This is a genomic window from Acidipropionibacterium jensenii DSM 20535, from assembly GCF_000425285.1.
Taxonomy (GTDB): domain Bacteria; phylum Actinomycetota; class Actinomycetes; order Propionibacteriales; family Propionibacteriaceae; genus Acidipropionibacterium; species Acidipropionibacterium jensenii.
Genome location: NZ_AUDD01000007.1, coordinates 60,297 through 77,763, shown reverse-complemented (window position 1 = coordinate 77,763; position 17,467 = coordinate 60,297). Strand labels below are relative to the sequence as shown.

11 protein-coding genes, 2 pseudogenes and 1 riboswitch are annotated in these 17,467 nt (G+C 70.7%); of the genes and pseudogenes, 2 read left to right on the top strand and 11 right to left on the bottom strand.

Features of this window, described 5'->3' with window-relative positions; translation table 11 throughout:
• Positions 1-2 precede the first annotated feature (2 nt).
• The 8 genes and pseudogenes from H590_RS0106205 to H590_RS15230 form a co-directional block, all read right to left on the bottom strand.
• Positions 3-995, bottom strand: a complete 993-nt coding sequence (locus H590_RS0106205; protein ID WP_051238236.1) for a hypothetical protein — start codon at positions 993-995, stop codon at positions 3-5.
• A 108-nt stretch (positions 996-1,103) separates the two neighbouring features.
• Positions 1,104-2,654: a bifunctional phosphoribosylaminoimidazolecarboxamide formyltransferase/IMP cyclohydrolase gene (purH, locus tag H590_RS0106200; protein WP_028702878.1), complete on the bottom strand. Its 1,551-nt coding sequence runs from the start codon at positions 2,652-2,654 to the stop codon at positions 1,104-1,106.
• 48 nt (positions 2,655-2,702) lie between these two features.
• Entirely contained in the window at positions 2,703-3,302 is a 600-nt protein-coding gene (purN, locus tag H590_RS15250) for a phosphoribosylglycinamide formyltransferase (protein WP_036981375.1), read from the bottom strand.
• A gap of 163 nt (positions 3,303-3,465) precedes the next feature.
• Positions 3,466-3,957 (bottom strand): 6,7-dimethyl-8-ribityllumazine synthase, encoded by a 492-nt coding sequence (ribH, locus tag H590_RS0106190; protein ID WP_028702877.1) that lies wholly within the window; start codon positions 3,955-3,957, stop codon positions 3,466-3,468.
• Positions 3,958-4,118: 161 nt separating this feature from the next.
• Positions 4,119-5,348: pseudogene (gene ribB / locus H590_RS15245) on the bottom strand (3,4-dihydroxy-2-butanone-4-phosphate synthase); the annotation flags it as partial.
• A gap of 146 nt (positions 5,349-5,494) precedes the next feature.
• Positions 5,495-6,070, bottom strand: a pseudogene (locus H590_RS15240) (riboflavin synthase); the annotation flags it as partial.
• A 56-nt stretch (positions 6,071-6,126) separates the two neighbouring features.
• Positions 6,127-7,248, bottom strand: a complete 1,122-nt coding sequence (gene ribD, locus H590_RS15235; protein WP_051238235.1) for a bifunctional diaminohydroxyphosphoribosylaminopyrimidine deaminase/5-amino-6-(5-phosphoribosylamino)uracil reductase RibD — start codon at positions 7,246-7,248, stop codon at positions 6,127-6,129.
• Between the two features lie 192 nt (positions 7,249-7,440).
• A riboswitch (FMN riboswitch) is annotated at positions 7,441-7,580 on the bottom strand.
• Positions 7,581-7,640: 60 nt separating this feature from the next.
• The gene (locus H590_RS15230) at positions 7,641-8,999 is read right to left on the bottom strand and encodes a cell division protein PerM (protein WP_126412787.1); all 1,359 of its coding nucleotides are present in this window, start codon (positions 8,997-8,999) and stop codon (positions 7,641-7,643) included.
• A gap of 304 nt (positions 9,000-9,303) precedes the next feature.
• Between H590_RS15230 and H590_RS0106165 the strand changes: the two genes are divergently transcribed.
• On the top strand, positions 9,304-11,016 hold the full coding sequence (locus H590_RS0106165; protein ID WP_028702876.1) for a hypothetical protein: 1,713 nt from the start codon (positions 9,304-9,306) through the stop codon (positions 11,014-11,016).
• A 136-nt stretch (positions 11,017-11,152) separates the two neighbouring features.
• On the opposite strand, the gene sucD is transcribed toward H590_RS0106165, so the two are convergent.
• Both sucD and sucC read right to left on the bottom strand, forming a co-directional pair.
• The gene (sucD, locus tag H590_RS0106160) at positions 11,153-12,046 is read right to left on the bottom strand and encodes a succinate--CoA ligase subunit alpha (RefSeq protein WP_028702875.1); all 894 of its coding nucleotides are present in this window, start codon (positions 12,044-12,046) and stop codon (positions 11,153-11,155) included.
• Between the two features lie 3 nt (positions 12,047-12,049).
• Positions 12,050-13,225, bottom strand: coding sequence for an ADP-forming succinate--CoA ligase subunit beta (gene sucC, locus H590_RS0106155; RefSeq protein WP_028702874.1), 1,176 nt, complete (start codon positions 13,223-13,225; stop codon positions 12,050-12,052).
• Positions 13,226-13,517: 292 nt separating this feature from the next.
• On the opposite strand from sucC, the gene H590_RS17265 reads away from it, so the two are divergent.
• A complete protein-coding gene (locus H590_RS17265; protein WP_051238233.1) occupies positions 13,518-14,624 on the top strand; it encodes a M23 family metallopeptidase in 1,107 nt (368 codons plus the stop codon).
• A 163-nt stretch (positions 14,625-14,787) separates the two neighbouring features.
• Here H590_RS17265 and pcrA read toward each other — a convergent pair whose 3' ends face one another.
• The gene (pcrA, locus tag H590_RS0106145) at positions 14,788-17,340 is read right to left on the bottom strand and encodes a DNA helicase PcrA (RefSeq protein WP_028702873.1); all 2,553 of its coding nucleotides are present in this window, start codon (positions 17,338-17,340) and stop codon (positions 14,788-14,790) included.
• Positions 17,341-17,467 lie beyond the last annotated feature (127 nt).

The following is a 17,467-nucleotide window of genomic DNA, read 5'->3' as shown; positions in this document are numbered from 1 at the left end:
CCTCAGCTGGTTGTCCGGCCCAGGATCTCCAGGACGGTGGCCACCTGGTCCGCGTCCATCACGACAGGCAGGCAGACCAGGTCGTCGGGCCACTCGCTGCCGCCTACCGGGGCAAGGTGGGCGGGCCGGTCCCAGTGGATGGGTCCGTCGAGCCCCTGACCGTGGAGCTCCTCGGCGATCCGGTCGGCTGCCTGTCGACCCGCCGCCCTCACCACCAGGGGGCACACCGCCCGGGGATTGACCACCTCCACCGCAGTTCCCGCATGCTGTACGGCGAGCCCCGCCATCACCGCTTCCCGGCCGGCCCTCATCTGCTCCACCAGAGCCGGCGCGTCGAACTCGCGGAGTCGGTCCAGCGCCTGTCGGTCCGGGGGCACCGGGGTCCAGGCGCTGTCGGCGAGGTCCTCGACCTCCTCGAAGGTGCTCACCCGAGGGTCGGCCAGGTAGCGCATCCGGGCCGCGGTGAGATCCTCATCCGCCGGCGTGCGCCCCGCTAGCCGATGATCGGGGCCGGTGATCCAGGCCACCTCGGCCAGTGGCAGCAGTTTCCGGGAGCTGACGATCTCCACACTCCCAGCGGGAGCGTCGCAACCCGGTGATGCGTCCGGTGATGCGTGGGGACAGTGGTCCTCGAGGAAGGAGTGGGTCCGGTCGACCACCAGGGCGCCGGTCCGCGCCACCCGGGCGAGCACGCCTGCCAACTGCGGGCCAGCATGCAGCCCGAGGGTCTGGCAGTGCAGCACCACCGGGTGCTCCCCCGCCTCACGACAGTCCCGGAGGCTGTGCGACAGGGCCGCAGCATCCATCAACAGGTCCGGGCCCACCGGGATGCGCCGGACCGACATCCCCTCCAGCTCCCACGGGGTCACCATCGTCTGGCAGCAGTACCAGGGCACCAGGACGGTGCGCCTCCCGGCGTCGCGGGCGCCCCGGGCCGCCAGGGCGAGTGCCTGGCGGCCCAGCGCGACCGGCGTCGCCCCGGCGGGAATCAGCACAGCGGGTCCCGGGACGCACTGTGCCGATACTCGCCGGGGCGACGGGAGTACCGCGGGTATGGGTACCGCGGGTGGGGGTACTGCGGGTGAGAGGACGTGGGCCGCACCTCAGTGGAAGAAGTGCCGGGTCCCGGTGAAGTACAGCGAGACCCCGGCTGCGGCACAGGCGTCGACCGTCTCCTGGTCGCGGATCGACCCGCCGGGCTCGACGATGGCCTTGACGCCGCCGTCGATGAGGACCTGGGGTCCGTCGCCGAAGGGGAAGAACGCGTCGGAGGCCGCCACCGAACCGGCAGCCCTGTCAGCGGCCCGCTCGACGGCGAGCTTGCAGGAGTCCACCCGGTTGACCTGACCCATCCCGACACCGACCGAGGCTCCGTCGTGGGCCAGCAGAATCGCATTTGACTTCACGGAGCGGCAGGCCTTCCAGGCGAACAGCAGATCGGCCAGATCCTCCTTCGAGACCGCCTCGCCGGCGGCCAGGGTCCAGTGCGCCGGATCGTCACCGGGGGCCTGGAAGAGGTCGCGCTCCATCATCAGCAGGCCGCCGTCGATCTCGCGCAGCTCATGGCCCGACAGGTCTGGGGCCGCGGCCACCAGCAGCCGGATGTTCTTCTTGCGCGACAGGATCTCCACCGCACCGTCGTCGTATCCGGGAGCCACCACCACCTCGGTGAAGATGTCCTTGACCTGCTCGGCCATCTCGACGCTGACCGGGCGGTTGGTGGCGATGACGCCGCCGAAGGCGCTCAACGGGTCGCAGGCGTGGGCGCGGCGGTGGGCGTCGGCGATGTCGGCCCCGATCGCGATGCCGCACGGGTTGGAGTGTTTGATGATCGCCACGCAGGGGTCGTCGAAGTCGAAGGCGGCCCGGCGGGCCGAGTTGGTGTCGACGTAGTTGTTGTAGCTCATGGCCTTGCCGTGGAGCTGCTCGGCGCCGGCCAGTCCGGGCCCCTGGGGGGTGAGGTAGACCGCCGCGGCCTGGTGGGAGTTCTCGCCGTAGCGCAGCTTCTCCTTGAGCTTGCCGGTGGTTCCGACGAAGGTCGGGACGCCGTCGACGGCGACGCCGTCCTGGCCGCCGAACCAGCCGGCCACCGCGACATCGTAGGCGGCGGTGTGGGCGAAGGCCTTCGCGGCCAGGACCCGTCGCTCGGCCTCGGTGTAGCCTCCGGCGGCCAGCGCCTCCTCGAGGCCCTGGTACTGGCCCGGAGAGGTGAGGACCGCCACGGAGGCGTGGTTCTTGGCGGCGGCGCGCACCATCGAGGGCCCGCCGATGTCGATCTTCTCGATGCAGTCGTCGAACCCGGCGCCGCTGGCCACCGTCTCGCTGAACGGGTAGAGGTTGCACACCACCAGGTCGAAGGGCTCGACGCCGAGCTCGGCGAGCTGGGCGCGGTGGGACTCCAGGCGGCGATCGGCGAGGATCCCGGCATGGACCTTCGGGTGGAGGGTCTTGACGCGACCGTCGAGGCACTCCGGGAAACCGGTGAGCTCGCTGACCTCGGTGACCTTCAGGCCGGCGGCGGCCAGGGCCTTGGCGGTCGACCCGGTGGACACCACGGAGACGCCGGCTCGGCCGAGGGCTGCGGCCAGGCCGTCGAGGCCCGACTTGTCGTAGACGGAGACGAGGGCACGACGGATGGGTTGGCGATCGGTCACAGGGAGTCCCTTCAGATGTGGTTGATGTCGGCGCGGCGACCCGACCGGTCAGTCGGGAGTGCTGGGTTCGGTGGATGTCAGTGTGGTGGCGAGGTCGGCGACCACCTCGACGAGCATCTGGCGCTCCTGCACCTTGATCCTCTCGTGCAGGGTCTCCACGGTGTCGTCGGGCGCGACCTCCACGGCCCGCTGGGCCAGGATCCGTCCGGTGTCGACCCCGGCGTCGACCATGAAGACGGTGGCGCCGGTGATCCGTACCCCGTAGGCCAGCGCGTCGCGGGGACCGTGGACGCCGGGGAAGGAGGGCAGCAGGGCGGGGTGGGAGTTGATGACGCGACCGCCGAAACGGGCCAGGAAGGCGGGCCCGAGGAGTTTCATGAATCCGGCGCAGACCACCAGGTCGGGCTGGAAACCGGCGACATCGGCGGTGATCCGACGGTCCCACTCGGACCGGTCGGCGCCCTTGGTCAGCGGTTCGACAAAGGTTGCAATACCGGCCCGGTCGGCCCTGGCAAGACCCTCGATGCCGGCCCGGTCCGAGCCCACCGCGACGATCTGGACGGGCAGCTCGCCGGCGTCGTGGGCATCGATGAGAGCTTGGAGCAGGGTCCCGGAACCGGAGACGAGGACAACCACGCGAAGGGCCACGAGCACACTGTATCCGCCCGCCCCGGGCACCCGGTCCCGCCGTGAGACGCCACCGCGGCCGACGCGAGTCACCTGGGTGACTCCGGTCCGCGGCTCGGCCCTCGACGCGCTCGTCGGTTCCCCCGTCATGCCGGGTTCGCCCCCGCACCACCGGCGGACCGCCTCAGCAGGCGGCCGCCCGCAGCGCGAGCACCGTCGCGAGGGCGGCCTCGGCGGCCTCGCGACCCTTGTTCTCGATGGATCCCTCGATGCCGCAGCGGGCCAGCGCCTGGGCCTCGTCGTCGCAGGTGAGCACCCCGAAGCCGACCGGCGTCCCGGTGCTCACCGCCACCTGGGTGAGGCCGTTGGTGGCCGCGTTGCACACGTAGTCGAAGTGGGGGGTGCCGCCCCGGATGACGACGCCGAGGGCGACCAGCAGGTCGAACTGCCCGGCCAGCCGGGAACAGGCCACCGGAAGTTCGAAGGAGCCGGGAACCCGCACCACCGTGGGGTGGTCGATGCCGGCCCCGGACAGCCCTGCCAGGGCTCCGGCGACCAGACCGTCCATCACGACCTGGTGCCACCGGGATGCGACGATCGCGGCCCTCAGGCCGGTGCCGTTCAGTGTCCCCAGGTCGGGGCTGGCCTGTCCTGCTGCGCCATTGGTGGTGCTCATGCGATGTGCTCCTGGTTCTGGTCGGTGTGGTCTGCGGAATCGGTCCCGATGGTGTCGGTGGCCGACGAGGTCGTGTCGTCGCGACCCTGGACCCCGGCAGTTCCGGGAATGATGCTTCCGGGGGTCTGGCTCTCGGACTCGGCGACCCGGGCGTCCTCGGGGATGGCCAGGCTGTGGCCCATCCGGTCGCGCTTGGTGATGAGGTAGCGCAGGTCCTCGGGATGGGCCGGCACCTCCAGGGGAACCTGCTCGACACGGCAGCCGGCCCGGCGCAGCGAGTCGGTCTTGGCCGGGTTGTTCGTCATGAGCCGCACACTCGACAGGCCCATGTCGGCCAGGATGGCCGAGGCCGCCCCGTACTCCCGGGCGTCGATCGGCAGGCCGAGGGCGGTCTGGGCGTCGACGGTGTCCAGGCCGTTGTCCTGGGCGTGGTAGGCGGCGATCTTGTTGAACAGGCCGACCCCGCGACCCTCCTGGCCGCGCAGCAGGATCACTGCCCCGCCGTGCCGACTGACCTTCTCCATCGCCGAGTGGAGCTGCTCACCGCAGTCGCATCGCAACGATCCCAGGGCGTCTCCGGTGAGGCACTCCGAGTGCACCCGCACCCAGCTCGGCCCGCCGTCGTCGGCCTGCACGCCGCGGGCCGGCACCATCAGCAGGTGCTCGGCGCCGGTGGCGTGGTCGGCGTAGCAGGTGAGGGTGAAGACCCCGGACTCGGTGGGCAGGGTGGCGGGCTGGCCGGCGCTCACCCTGGAGGGGGGAACGGCCGGCAGCCGGTCGTCATGGTCCTGGCGCCAGTGCGCCAGCTCGTCGATGGTGATGACGCACAGGTTCGCGCGCTGCCCGACCTCGAGCACCTGGGGGGTGCGCAGGCAGCGGCCTTCGTCGTCGACCAGTTCTCCGATCACCCCGACCGGGTCCAGGCCCGCCAGCCGGGTGAGGTCCACCGCGGCCTCGGTGTGACCGCGACGCTCCAGGACGCCGCCCGGGCGGGCGCGCAGGGGCAGGATGTGGCCGGGCCGCACGAAGGAGCCCGGGGTCGACGCGGGATCGGCCAGCACCCGGCAGGTGTGGGCCCTCTCGCCGGCCCCGATGCCCGTGGTGGTGCCCTCGGACGCGTCCACCGAGACGGTGTAGCGGGTGCGCAGCGGATCCTGGTTCTCGGGCCACATCAGCGGCAGCCCCATGCGGTCGGCGCGCTCCTCGGTCATCGGGGCGCACAGGTAGCCCGAGGTGTGTCGGATCATCCAGCCGACCCAGTGGGCGTCGGCCCGGGAGGCGGCCATGATGGCGTCCCCCTCGTTCTCGCGGTTCTCGTCGTCCAGGACGAGGACCGGGCGTCCCGCCCGCAGCTCGTCGAGGGCTTGGTCGATGGTGGCGAATCCGGTCATCGGAGCTCTCCCTGGGTGGTGGTCGGCTGGCTGGTGGTTGGCTGGGTGGTGGTTGGCTGGGTGGTGGTCGTCGTGGCGGCGGATGCGGTCCGGGTGACGTCGGGGCGGTTCGACTGCGAGGGGTCCGGTGCCTCCCGGCCGGCGAGCAGGGACTCCACGTACTTGGCGATGACGTCGGCCTCCAGGTTGACCTCCTCGCCCACCGGCAGGGTTCCCAGCACGGTGGTGGCGAGGGTGGTGGGGATCAGGCCGATCTCGAACCATCCGGGTCCGGTGGCGCTGACGGTCAACGACGTCCCGTCGACCGCGATGGACCCCTTCTCGACGATGTAGCGCTGGAGGTTCTGCGGGGCCGAGATGCGCACCACCTCCCAGCGGTCCCCGGGCCTGCGCTGGAGGATCCGGCCGGTGCCGTCGACATGTCCCTGGACGATGTGGCCGCTCATCCGGCCGCCGGCCGGCAGGGCTCTCTCCAGGTTGACCCGGGCTCCGGGGGCCAGACGCCCCAGCCCGCTGCGGGCCAGGGTCTCGGCCATCACGTCGACGCTGAACAGGTCGCCGTCGACGGCTGTCACCGTCAGGCAGACCCCGTCGACCGCGATGGACGACCCGAGGGTGGCATCCGAGGTCACCAACGGACCGCGAATGGTCATCACGGCCGAGTCGGCGCCGTGTCGCAGCTCGGCGACCTCGCCGAGCTCCTCGATGATTCCGGTGAACATTGCTGAACTCCTGTCCCGGCAGTCCCGTCCTCGGGGCTGCCTGGTGCTGATATCTGTCACGGTCTGGATTGATTCGACGTGGATTGACCCGGTGTGGATCGACTCGGTGCAGGTGGCACCGGTGCGGGGGGCTCCCGCGGGATCGGGTGGGCCCGGATCTCGATGTCGGGGCCGATCATCGACACCTCGTCGATGACCAGACGATGGGCCTCGTCGATCGTGGAGACCCCGGCGTCGGCCAGGGCGGCGGGTCCCGATCCGAGGAGTGTCGGGGCGATGTGGGCGATCACCTCGTCGATCAGCCCGGCCCGACAGAAGGCTCCGGCCAGCCGAGGACCGCCCTCCAGCCAGACCCGGTGCACTCCTCGACGCTGCAGCTCGGCCAGGACGAACTGCGGGTCGTGACTGGTGATCTGGACCATCGGCGCCGAGTCGTCGAGGAGGTGGCTTCCCGGCGGCAGTGGGCGTCGTCCCACCACCACCCGCAGCGGCTGGTGGGCCACCGCGACCCCTCTGACGGTCAGTCTCGGGTCGTCGGCCAGGGCGGTGCCGGTGCCCACCATCACGGCTGCGCACCGGGAGCGCTCCAGATGCACCCGGGCCCGCGCCTGATCGGAGGTGATCCAGCGGCTGGTGCCGTCCTGGGCGGCCGAGCGACCGTCCAGGGTGGCGGCGTACTTCCACACCACCCGGGGTCGGCCGTGGACCATCGAGAAGGTCCAGTCGGGGTTGAGGGCCCGCGCCTGATCGGTGAGGACCTCCCCGACCACCTCGATCCCGGCCTCCGCCAGGGTCTGGGCGCCGCCGGCCGCCACCGGGTTGGGATCGGACTGGCCGATCACCACTCGCTGGACGCCGGCGGCGATCAGGGCGCGGCTGCACGGCCCGGTCCGACCGGTGTGGTTGCAGGGTTCCAGGGTGACCACCGCCGTGCACCCGGCAGTGAGCCGGTCCCGGCCGGCGGTCACTCCGGCGTCACGAAGAGCCTGGATCTCGGCGTGCGGTGTCCCCGCCCCGTGGTGCCAGCCCTGCCCGAGCACGGCCCCGTCGGGACCGAGCAGGACGCAGCCGACCCGGGGATTGGGGTCGACGGCGGGACCGTTGGCGGCCAGCTCGATGGCTCGACGCATGGCGTCGTCCCACCGGTGACCGGTCCCGACATGATGACTCTCGACCATCGACAACCCTTCGTTCGCGTCCTCACGAACGCCGGGGTCGCCGGGGACCCGGCCGACGCCGGTCATCGACCGGCAGGGCACGACGCGGTGTGCGGAGTCGGGCGGCGTTCAGGACGCCACCGCTCCGGACAGGCACCGAGGAGTCCCGGCGGCATCGCCGTCATGGGTCCCCGGCGCGTCGCCGCGCAGGTCCCACGTGCTTCCTCCCATCCGGACTCTCACCGTCGGTACCGGATTTTCACCGGTTCAGCCGTTCCTCCAGGTGGACCTGGATGAGCGGTTCGCGGACTGTCACCGCCGGTTCGGACTTTCACCGACCCCGGAGCACGTGTGCACAGCAAGTATGCCTCCTCGGCCCAGAACCCCCCACATCGGGAGTCCGGGGACGCCGGCTACCGACCGTCGCGGGTCGGCTCCTGCCCCTCGTCGCGGGACTTTCCGCCATCGGTACCGACGGCCTCACGGCGGGAAGCGGTAGCACGGCGTGAGGAGCGCACCAGGTGTCTGGTGTCCTCGCCGGCCTCCCGATCCTCGTCGGTGGGCCCGGACGGCGAGTCGCCTGACCGTGCCTCCCGCCAGCGCAGCACCGCCACCGCGGCCCCTGCCAGCAGTCCGCCACCTCCGAGCAGGACGAGGGCCATCCCCAGCACCTGGGGCATCTGGGGTCCGATCGCCGACAGCCGCCCGGCACCGATCCCGCCGGCCGACAGGACTCCGAGCAGGGCGACCACCAGGGCGGCGACGACCCCGGAGCCCGCTCCCCGGGCGAGGATCTGCCGGGGATCGGTGAGCCGGCGGTCCCGCAGGGCCACGACGGCCCCGGCGGCCCCCGCCAGGGCGGGCACCGCCAGCCACAACCAGCTCGCGGCACCGGGGTCGCCGGCCGCGGGAAGAGCGCCGAGGGCCGGGATCGCGGGGACGATGCCCAGATGCACTCCGAAGGGGCTCACCGATGACCCCAGTCCCAGGGTGAAGCCGGGGCCCAGGGTCCAGGCCGACCACCATCCGATGAGGTTCGGCAGCCAACTGAGTTGCAGAAGAATGAGAACGATTCCACCCCAGACTCCCGCCCCGAAGGACTCGTGGAGGGCCACCACCCGGGAACCGTTGGCGATCAGGTTCACCGCCAGCGCCGCCGACCCGCCCGCCACCACCACTGCGGAGCCGATCATCGCGCCCGCCCAGGTGTTGCGGATTCCACCGGGTACCATCCCGGCGGCCCGCACGCGTGCCCCGCGCAGCGCACCCGCCAGGCCGGGCCCGGTGCCGAGGACCAGGCCGCCGACCAGGACCCGCAGCCACGACGACGGGCCCGAGACCCCGGCCGCGGATGCCGCAAACACCACGGCGACCAGGTGCACGGTGGCGTGCAGGGCGGCGACCTGGCCCGCCTGCCGCAGGGCCACCGGCCGGTCGGCGCGGCGCCGGGCGTCCGACATCACCCGGGCCGAGTACCGGCTGGTCTGCATCCCGACCACCACCAGCAGCAGGGTGAGACTCAGCGGCACCAGGCTCACCCTCAGGCCCAGCGCGCTCAGCGGGACGCCATGGGCCAGCAGCCACAGTCCGGTCGACCCGCGCACCAGGTCCCCGAAACTCCCCTTCGGCAGAGCCAGCCACTCGGGGATGATGAGCCCGGTGAGCAGGACCCACACCGAGGCGAGTCCCACCAGACATGCCAGGGCGCAGACCACCGGCCAGGGCCAGCGCGGCCCGTTGTCATGGCGTCGACGGCTGGCCGAGGACTCCACGGTGAGATCGATGCGGCCGTCACCGGATCCCGTCCGGCTCCCACCCGGGCGACTCCCACTCGCCCGCTTCCCACTCAGTCGACCCCCACGGTGACCGTGGTGTGCTGGCGGCACGGCTGTCTCCTTCCATCAGAGTCGGTCCAGACCCTTCCAGGTCATCGGGCGGATGCCACGACCGGTTCGCACGGCGCTGCCCCGGCCCAGACGGTAAGCTCGCCTGAGCAGACGCGGCTGTGAGCCGATATCCACCAGAACCGATACCGCCGGTCGCTGTGTCACATAGTCAAGTCCTGGAGGCATTCGAGTGAGCGAGGAACCCACGCGTCGGCCGCGGCGCGGGATACCCGACGACTCCATTCAGCCGGGAGCCGAGACCGCCGACGGTTCCGCGCTGCGCACCGCAGCGGCCGAGCACCACCCAGACGATACCCCGGCTCCCGCCGGGCAGGGATGGTCGCGAAGCTCCGGCGAGTCCGCCGATGGCCCCGCTCCCCGGCGCGGACTGATCCCCGACGATGACCCGGCGACCGACACGCCGGAGCAGGACACGGAACCGGAGTCCTCCGAGGACGGCAAGAGTTCGACCGCCGATCCCGACGCCGCCTTCCGGCCGCCGGCCGGGAAGATCCCCAGGGCCAGGAGTCACCGGACCGGGAACCGCAGGACCGCGACCCCGGCCGCGGATCGACCCCACCGCGCCGCCGAGGAGCCCGGATCGGCCTCCCCCGATGAGCTCGTCGTGGACCGCTCACCGCTGCGCCGCCCCTGGGTGTGGGCTGTGATCGCCGTGCTGGTGGTGGCGATCGTCGTGGTGGCCGTCTCCCGGCTGAACCATCAGTCGCCGATCACCGGCGCCTCGGTCACCCCGACCCCCTCCTCGGTGACCCCTCTGCCGCAGGACTCTCTGATGAGTGCCGCCGAGGTCTCCCGACTCGACACCAAGGCGAGCTGGAAGGTCGACGACACCTTGTCGACCATTCCCGCCGACTCCACCCAGACCATCTCCTGCATCGTGCGGGACGCGGACCAGCCGACTCCTCAGTCCTCATGGCAGCGCTCCTTCACCGCCTCCACCAAGACCGCTACCGCCGCCCTGCACCGGGTTGACGGGTACGCCGATGAGGCCACCGCCAAGTCGGTCTACACCCAGCAGGCGGCCTCCCTGGCAGCCTGCGACTCGGTCCCCTCACTCATCGTCTCGGCGAGTTCGGTGAAGGGCCTGGGCGACGAGGCGACGTCCCTGACAGTCGCCTTCCAGGGAACCACCATCCAGTACCGCACCATCGTGCTGACCCGCATCGGCCGCGAGATCCAGGCGATCGACGCCTCCGACAACCACACCCCGATCGACGCAACAGCGGCGGCCTCGGCGATCACCGCTGCTGCCTCCCGGGGCTGCCGGCTGGCCGGTGGAACCTGTCCCGGCAAGGTGACGGTCTCCGCATCGGTCCCGCCGACATCGGACCTGCCAGGCTGGCTCATCACCTCCGACCTGCCGCGTCTGACCCCTGATCAGGGCGAGTGGCAGGCCGCCGCCCCGGCCGGCGTGTCCAGCAAGGGCACCCAGTGCGAGGGCGTCACCCTCGCCAGTGCCTCCGGCCCGCGGGAGCGCCAGCAGCGGACCTACCTGCTCTACAAGGACTCCTCGGCACCTCAGGGATTCGGTGTCGACTCGCTGCGATTCGGCTTCGGCGACGCAGCGGGAGCCGCGGCCTTCGCCAAGAAGATCGGCGACAGCATCGCAAGCTGCTCCAAGAGCCTCACCACCGCGAAGGTGAGCGACGCGAAGTCCTTCACCGGGGTCGGCGAGAAGGGCGCCAAGATCTCCGGTCGGTCCTTCCTGGTGACCCAGGACGCGGGATCTGGGAACAAGGCCGTCTTCCAGGTCTCGGTGAGCACGGTCGGCTCCTCGGTGACCTATCTGCTGGCCAATGTCACCACCAGTTACCGGTTCACCGACGACGCCTGGTCGCAGCTGGCGGTCCGGGCCGCCGAGCGGGCCACCCAGGCTCGCTGACTGACAACCCCTCCCCCGCCCCTGCGCCGATGAGACTGATGGCGCCGAGGGCGTACTGAAGGACACGGCCCCCCGCACCTGTGGTGCGGGGGGTCGTGTCCCCTGGTCCCTCGTGGGGACCCGGGTGACCGGTGTCTCAGTGGGTCAGTGCGGCGACCGCCTCGTGGGCCAGCTTGGCGGTCTCCGAGGGGGTCTTGCCGACCTTCACCCCGGCGGCCTCCAGAGCCGCCTTCTTGGCGGTCGCGGTGCCCGATGAGCCCGAGATGATCGCCCCGGCATGGCCCATGGTCTTGCCCTCGGGGGCGGTGAAACCGGCCACGTATCCGATCACCGGCTTGGTGATGTGCTCACGGATGTAGTCGGCCGCCCGCTCCTCGGCGTCCCCGCCGATCTCGCCGATCATCACGATGACGTCGGTCTCCGGGTCGTCCTGGAAGGCCTGGAGGGCGTCGATGTGGGTGGTGCCGACCACCGGGTCGCCGCCGATTCCCAGGGCGGTGGAGATTCCCAGGTCGCGCACCTCGAACATCAGCTGGTAGGTCAGGGTGCCGGACTTGGAGACCAGGCCGACCCGCCCCGGGCCGGTGATGTCGGCCGGGGTGATGCCGGCGTTCGACAGTCCTGGGCTGATGATTCCGGGGCAGTTCGGCCCGATGATGCGGGTCTTCCCGGAGCGGCGGGCGGCCGCCACGAACTGGGTCTCGTCCTTGGCGGGGACTCCCTCGGTGATGCACACCACCAGCGGGATCTCGGCGTCGACGGCCTCCAGCACCGCGGCTGCGGTGAACCGGGCGGGCACGAAGACCACGGTGACATTGGCCCCGGTGGCCTCGATGGCCTCCTTGACGGTGCCGAAGACCGGTACCGTGACGCCCCCGTCGAAGGTGACGTCCTGGCCGGCCTTGCGGGGATTGACGCCCCCGACGATGGCCGATCCGGAGGCCAGCATCCGCTGGGTGTGCTTCATGCCCTCCGATCCGGTCATACCCTGGACGATGATCCGGGAGTTCTGGTCGAGAATGATGGACATGTCTCATGCCTCCTGGGACGCGAGCTCGGCGGCCCTGCTGGCGGCCTCGTCCATGGTGGCGACCATGGTCACGAGCGGATGGTTGAAGTCGTTGAGGATGGCCCGGCCCTGGTCGACGGCGTTGCCGTCGAGCCTCACGACCAGAGGCTTGCTGGCCTTGTCGCCGAGGGTCTGCAGGGCTGCCTTGATCCCATTGGCGACCTCGTCGCAGGCGGTGATCCCGCCGAAGATGTTGACGAAGACCGACCGCACCTGGGGATCGGACATGATGAGGTCCAGGCCATTGGCCATCACCTCGGCGGAGGCGCCGCCCCCGATGTCCAGGAAGTTGGCGGGCCTGGGGGATCCGGTGTAGTTCTCACCGGCGTAGGCGACCACGTCCAGGGTGCTCATCACCAGGCCTGCGCCGTTTCCGATGACCCCGACGCTGCCATCGAGCTTGACGTAGTTGAGGCCCAGTTCACCGGCCCGCAGCTCCAGCGGGTCGGTGGCCGCCCGGTCGACCAGGTCGGCGTGCTCGGGGTGGCGGAAGGCGGCGTTGCCGTCCAGGGTGACCTTCCCGTCCAGGGCGATGATCCGGCCGTCGCCGGTCCTCACCATCGGGTTGACCTCCACCAGGGTGGCGTCCTCGGCGGAGTAGACCTCCCACAGTGTGAGGATCACCGGGACGATGGCGTCGTGGCTGTCGGCGGGGAACCCGGCGGCCTCCAGGATCTCGACGGCCTTGGCCCGGTCGATCCCGTCGATCGGGTCGACCGGCACCTTGGCCAGCGCCTCCGGGCGCTCCCTGGCGAGGGTCTCGATGTCCATCCCGCCCTCGCGGGAGCACATCGCCAGGTACTGGCGCTCGCCGCGGTCGAGAAGGATCGAGAAGTAGTACTCCTCGACGATCTCGGCTCCCTCGGCGATCATCACCTTGCCGACGGTGTGTCCCTTGATGTCCATCCCGAGGATGGCCTCGGCGCACTCCCCTGCCTGCTGCGGGGACTTGGCGATCTTGACGCCGCCCGCCTTGCCGCGGCCGCCCACCTTCACCTGGGCCTTGACGGCGACGACGGGTGTTCCCAGCTCGGCGGCCGCGTCCACGGCCTGTTGCCGGGTCTCGGCGACGATGCCCCGGAGCACGGGTACACCGTGCTTCTCGAACAGGTCGCGGGCTTGGTACTCATACAGATCCACAATCTCTCCACTCTGCGAGGTGGTCGACCACCGGGGTCTGGCCGGCTGGTGTCCCGGGCATCTCCGCTCGAGCCAGGAGGATCGAGCTGATCGGTGCCCAGCGCCGCCACAGTATCAACCCCCGACGGTTGACGTCGTGCTCCGTCGCCAAGCAGTACCGCAGCCCCGAATTGGAGTCATTCCTGAGAGATGCTAATGTTTTCTCAGCATTCCACCGGAGCCCTGCATCATCCTCCAGAAGGACCGCAGATCCGCGTTCGACTGGGACTTGGTCCCACGTACTAGGAGTTCAGTGAGCACACTCAGGCACCGTCGTGGCGGGTTCGCACCGCTGGAGTTCCTCCGCCGTTCGGCCGTGGTCGATCCCCCGGAGGCCCACGACGAGGAGCTGGACGCCGAGGGCTTCGACCCCGATCAGCCCGCCGAGCGGGCCTTCGCCGACCATCGTCGCCGGTCCCCGCTGCGCGCCGGGATCGCGGTGGCCGTGGTGGCCGCCCTGGGAACCGTCACCGCCGGTGCGGTGATGCTGACCAGCGCCTCGAACTCCTCGGCGACGAACCTCCACTCACTGACGGTCGACCCCAACCGGTCCGGTGTCACCCGGGCGGTCCCCCAGTCCGACAACCAGCTCAACGGCGCCGGCTCGGCCGGCATCGGCTCGCGCACCAACAACGCCGGACGCGGCTCCTCGGTCTCTCGCAGCAATGTGCGCTCCGAGATCGACAAGGCGATGAGCCAGTCGGCGGCCAACCAGCGCAGCACCGATCTGGACAGCACCACCGACGGCATCCAGAACCAGGCGGTGACCGCCTCCGAGACGGTCCGCGCCAAGGAGCTGGACGCCTCCATCGTCGCCGTGAAGAAGCAGGCCAAGAAGATCGCCGCCGAGAAGAAGGCCGCCGAGCAGAAGCTGGTCAAGGCTGCCGCGGCCAGCGGGGTCAAGATCACCGCCGGCACCACCTCGGCGATCACCAATGACGGCGGCGCCTCCCTGCCGATCAACCCGGGCTCCTACACCCTGGGCTCCTACTGGGGCGAGACCGGCGTGTGGGCTCGCTGGCACACCGGTGAGGACTTCGTGGCCGCCTGCGGCACCCCGCTGCACGCGGTCGCCGCGGGAGTGGTCGGCGAGTCGACCGGCGGTTCCTGGGCCGGCAACCACGTCGTCATCCACCTGGCCAACGGCGGGTCGGTGCTCTACGCGCACATGACGAGCAAGTCCGTCTCCGTCGGCCAGACCGTCAAGCCCGGCCAGTTGATCGGCTACTCCGGCGAGACTGGTCGAGCCTTCGGCTGCCACCTGCACTTCGAGTACTACCCGGCGGGCACCACCCCCGGTGACGTCTACAGCACCACCGATCCGCTGGTCTTCCTGCGGTCGATCGGCCTGAAGCCCTGACCCCCGACCCGTGGTTCTCGCCCCCGCGAGGACCACGGCTGACATCGAGCCCCCGGTACTGAGCCTGCCCACCAGGATTCTCAGTGTCCGGGGGCTCAGTGCACCCCGGCGACTCGGGGTCCCTGGGGCCAGGGCTTCCTGGGACTCAGGGGCTCCTGAGGCCTCAGAGCTTCTCGAGCGGGGCGAACTTCAGCGCCAGGCGCTTGGTGCCCACCGATCCGAAGTCGACGTCGGCGGTGACGCTGCCCCCCGATCCCTTCGTCGACAGCACGGTGCCCAGCCCGAACTGGGTGTGCAGCACCTTGTCCCCGGGCTGCAGGGAGATCGGGGCGGGCCTGGAGGCCGGCCGTCCGGCTCCCGACCCGAAGACCGGACCGCCCTCGGTCAGGGTGGACCGGGCGTTGCGGCTGCCGCTCTGCGAGGTGGAGGCCCAGCCGGGGGAGGCGTCGGCCACCCGCTCCCAGGTCACCAGGCGCTCGGGGATCTCGTCGATGAACCGGCTGGCGGGGTTGTACTGGGGCTGCCCCCAGGTGGTGCGCACCACGGCCCGCGACAGCAGGAGGCGCTTGCGGGCCCGGGTGAGCCCCACATAGGCCAGCCGGCGCTCCTCGGCGAGCTCCTTGGGATCGGCCAGGCTGCGGGCGTGGGGGAAGACGCCGTCCTCGAAGCCGGTCACGAAGACGGTGTCGAACTCCAGCCCCTTGGCGGTGTGCAGGGTCATCAGGGTGACCACCCCGTCCCCCTCCTCGGGGATGGCGTCGGAGTCGGCGACCAGGGCGATCTGCTCCAGGAAGGCGGGCAGCGAGTCGTCGACCTCGGCCAGCTCGTCCTGGTCCTCATCCGACTGATCCTCCTCCCGTCCGTCCAGGTCGATGGTGTGGACCCGGGCGACGAACTCCTGGGCCACCGACAGCAGCTCCACCAGGTTCTCCAGGCGGGTCTGGTCCTGGGGATCCTTGGAGTTCTCCAGCTCGGCCACATAGCCCGACTTCTTGAGAATCGAGTCGAGGATCTCGTCGGCCCTGGCCCCCTCGGCGACCATCTTCCGGTGGTCGGCCATCAACTCGGCGAAGGATGCGATCTGCTGAACCGAACGGCTGGCCATCGAGGTGATCTCACTGGCCCGGTCGATCGCCTCGGAGAAGGGGATCCGTCGCGCGGTGGCGAAGAGCTCAAGGGAGGCCTCGGCGCGTGCGCCGATACCGCGCTTGGGCACGTTGAGGATCCGCCGGACCGAGACGTCGTCGGCGGGGTTGGCGATGGCACGCAGGTAGGCGACGGCGTCGCGCACCTCCCGGCGCTCGTAGAAGCGCACCCCGCCGACCACCCGGTAGGGCAGGCCGGTGCGAATGAAGACATCCTCGAAGGGCCGCGACTGGGCATTGGTGCGGTAGAAGACCGCGACCTCGCCGTAGGTCGTCAGCCCGGCGTCGACCATCTCGTCGATCTTGCGGCCCACCCAGGCGGCCTCGTCGTGCTCGGTGTCGGCGACATAGCCGATGATCTTCTCGCCGTCGCCGGCATCGGTCCACAGGTTCTTCGCCGGCCGGTTGGGATTGACCTTGATGAGGCTGTTGGCGGCGCTGAGGATGGTCTGGGTGGAGCGGTAGTTCTGCTCCAGAAGAATGGTCCGTGCCCCGGGGAAGTCCTTGTCGAAGTCGAGGATGTTGCGGATGGTGGCGCCGCGGAAGGCGTAGATCGACTGGTCGGAGTCCCCCACCACCATCAGCTCCGGCGGATCGACCGTTCTGGTCGCCTCCGGGTCCTCCTGCCGGCCACCCTCCTGCTGGTCATCGGGGCCGCCGGTCACCGGGTCGGTCCCGCACAGCGCGCGGATGAACTGGTACTGGGCGGTGTTGGTGTCCTGGTACTCGTCGACCAGGACATGGCGGAACCGGCGCCGGTACTGCTCGCGTAGGTCGGGGAACTGCCTCAGCAGGGTGACCGTCACCATGATGAGGTCGTCGAAGTCCAGCGCATTGGCCGAGCGCAGCCGCCGCTGGTACTCGGCGTAGAGATCGGCGAAGAGCCGGTCGTTTCCGCTGGTGGCGGAGGCGGCCGCTGCCGCCGGGTCGATCAGCTCGTTCTTCTGGTCGGAGATCCAGTTCATCACCGTGCGGGGCTGGAACTTCTTGGGGTCCAGCTTGGAGTCGCGGGTCACCAGGGTGATGAGCCGCTTGGCGTCGGTGTCGTCGTAGATGGAGAAGGTGCGCGACATCCCGATCCGGTCGATGTCGGAGCGCAGCATCCGCACCGCCGCCGAGTGGAAGGTCGAGACCCACATCGGCCGGGCCCGCCGACCGACCAGCTCCACCACCCTGGCCTTCATCTCGGCGGCCGCCTTGTTGGTGAAGGTGATCGCCAGGATCGATCCGGGGTGGACGCCGCGCACCTGGACCAGGTGGGCGATCCGGCGGGTGAGCACCCGCGTCTTGCCCGACCCGGCTCCCGCCACCACCAGGACCGGCGAGCCGACGTGCAGCACGGCCTCGCGCTGCGGCGGGTTGAGGTCCGCCAGCAGCTCATCCTCGGTGGCCGGGCGCGGCTCGGGCCGGAATCCCGGCTCGGTCCCGGACGGCGTCCGGTTGTGCGACTGGGCACCGGAGGACCCCGCCCCGGCCGGCAGCCGGCGGGACGACTCGGCCCCATAGCGGGCAGTGGTCGGCGGCTGCGCGGAGGCGAAGAAGGAGAACAGATCTGGGGTGGCGTCACTCATGGCGGTGCCAAGACTACGGCCAGCCCGGCACAGCAGCCGAGCGACCGGCCCGCGACCGGAACGGTCGACCACCGTTCGTCGCCCCCGCGGCCTCCCGATGAGTTGACTGGCCGCCGATCTCCGCATA

Coding starts and splice junctions, on each gene's coding strand:
- ribD (WP_051238235.1), bottom strand. CDS start 7,248: ATGGTCGAGAGTCATCATGTCGGGACCGGTCACCGGTGGGACGACGCC.
- pcrA (WP_028702873.1), bottom strand. CDS start 17,340: ATGAGTGACGCCACCCCAGATCTGTTCTCCTTCTTCGCCTCCGCGCAG.
- sucD (WP_028702875.1), bottom strand. CDS start 12,046: ATGTCCATCATTCTCGACCAGAACTCCCGGATCATCGTCCAGGGTATG.
- ribH (WP_028702877.1), bottom strand. CDS start 3,957: ATGAGCACCACCAATGGCGCAGCAGGACAGGCCAGCCCCGACCTGGGG.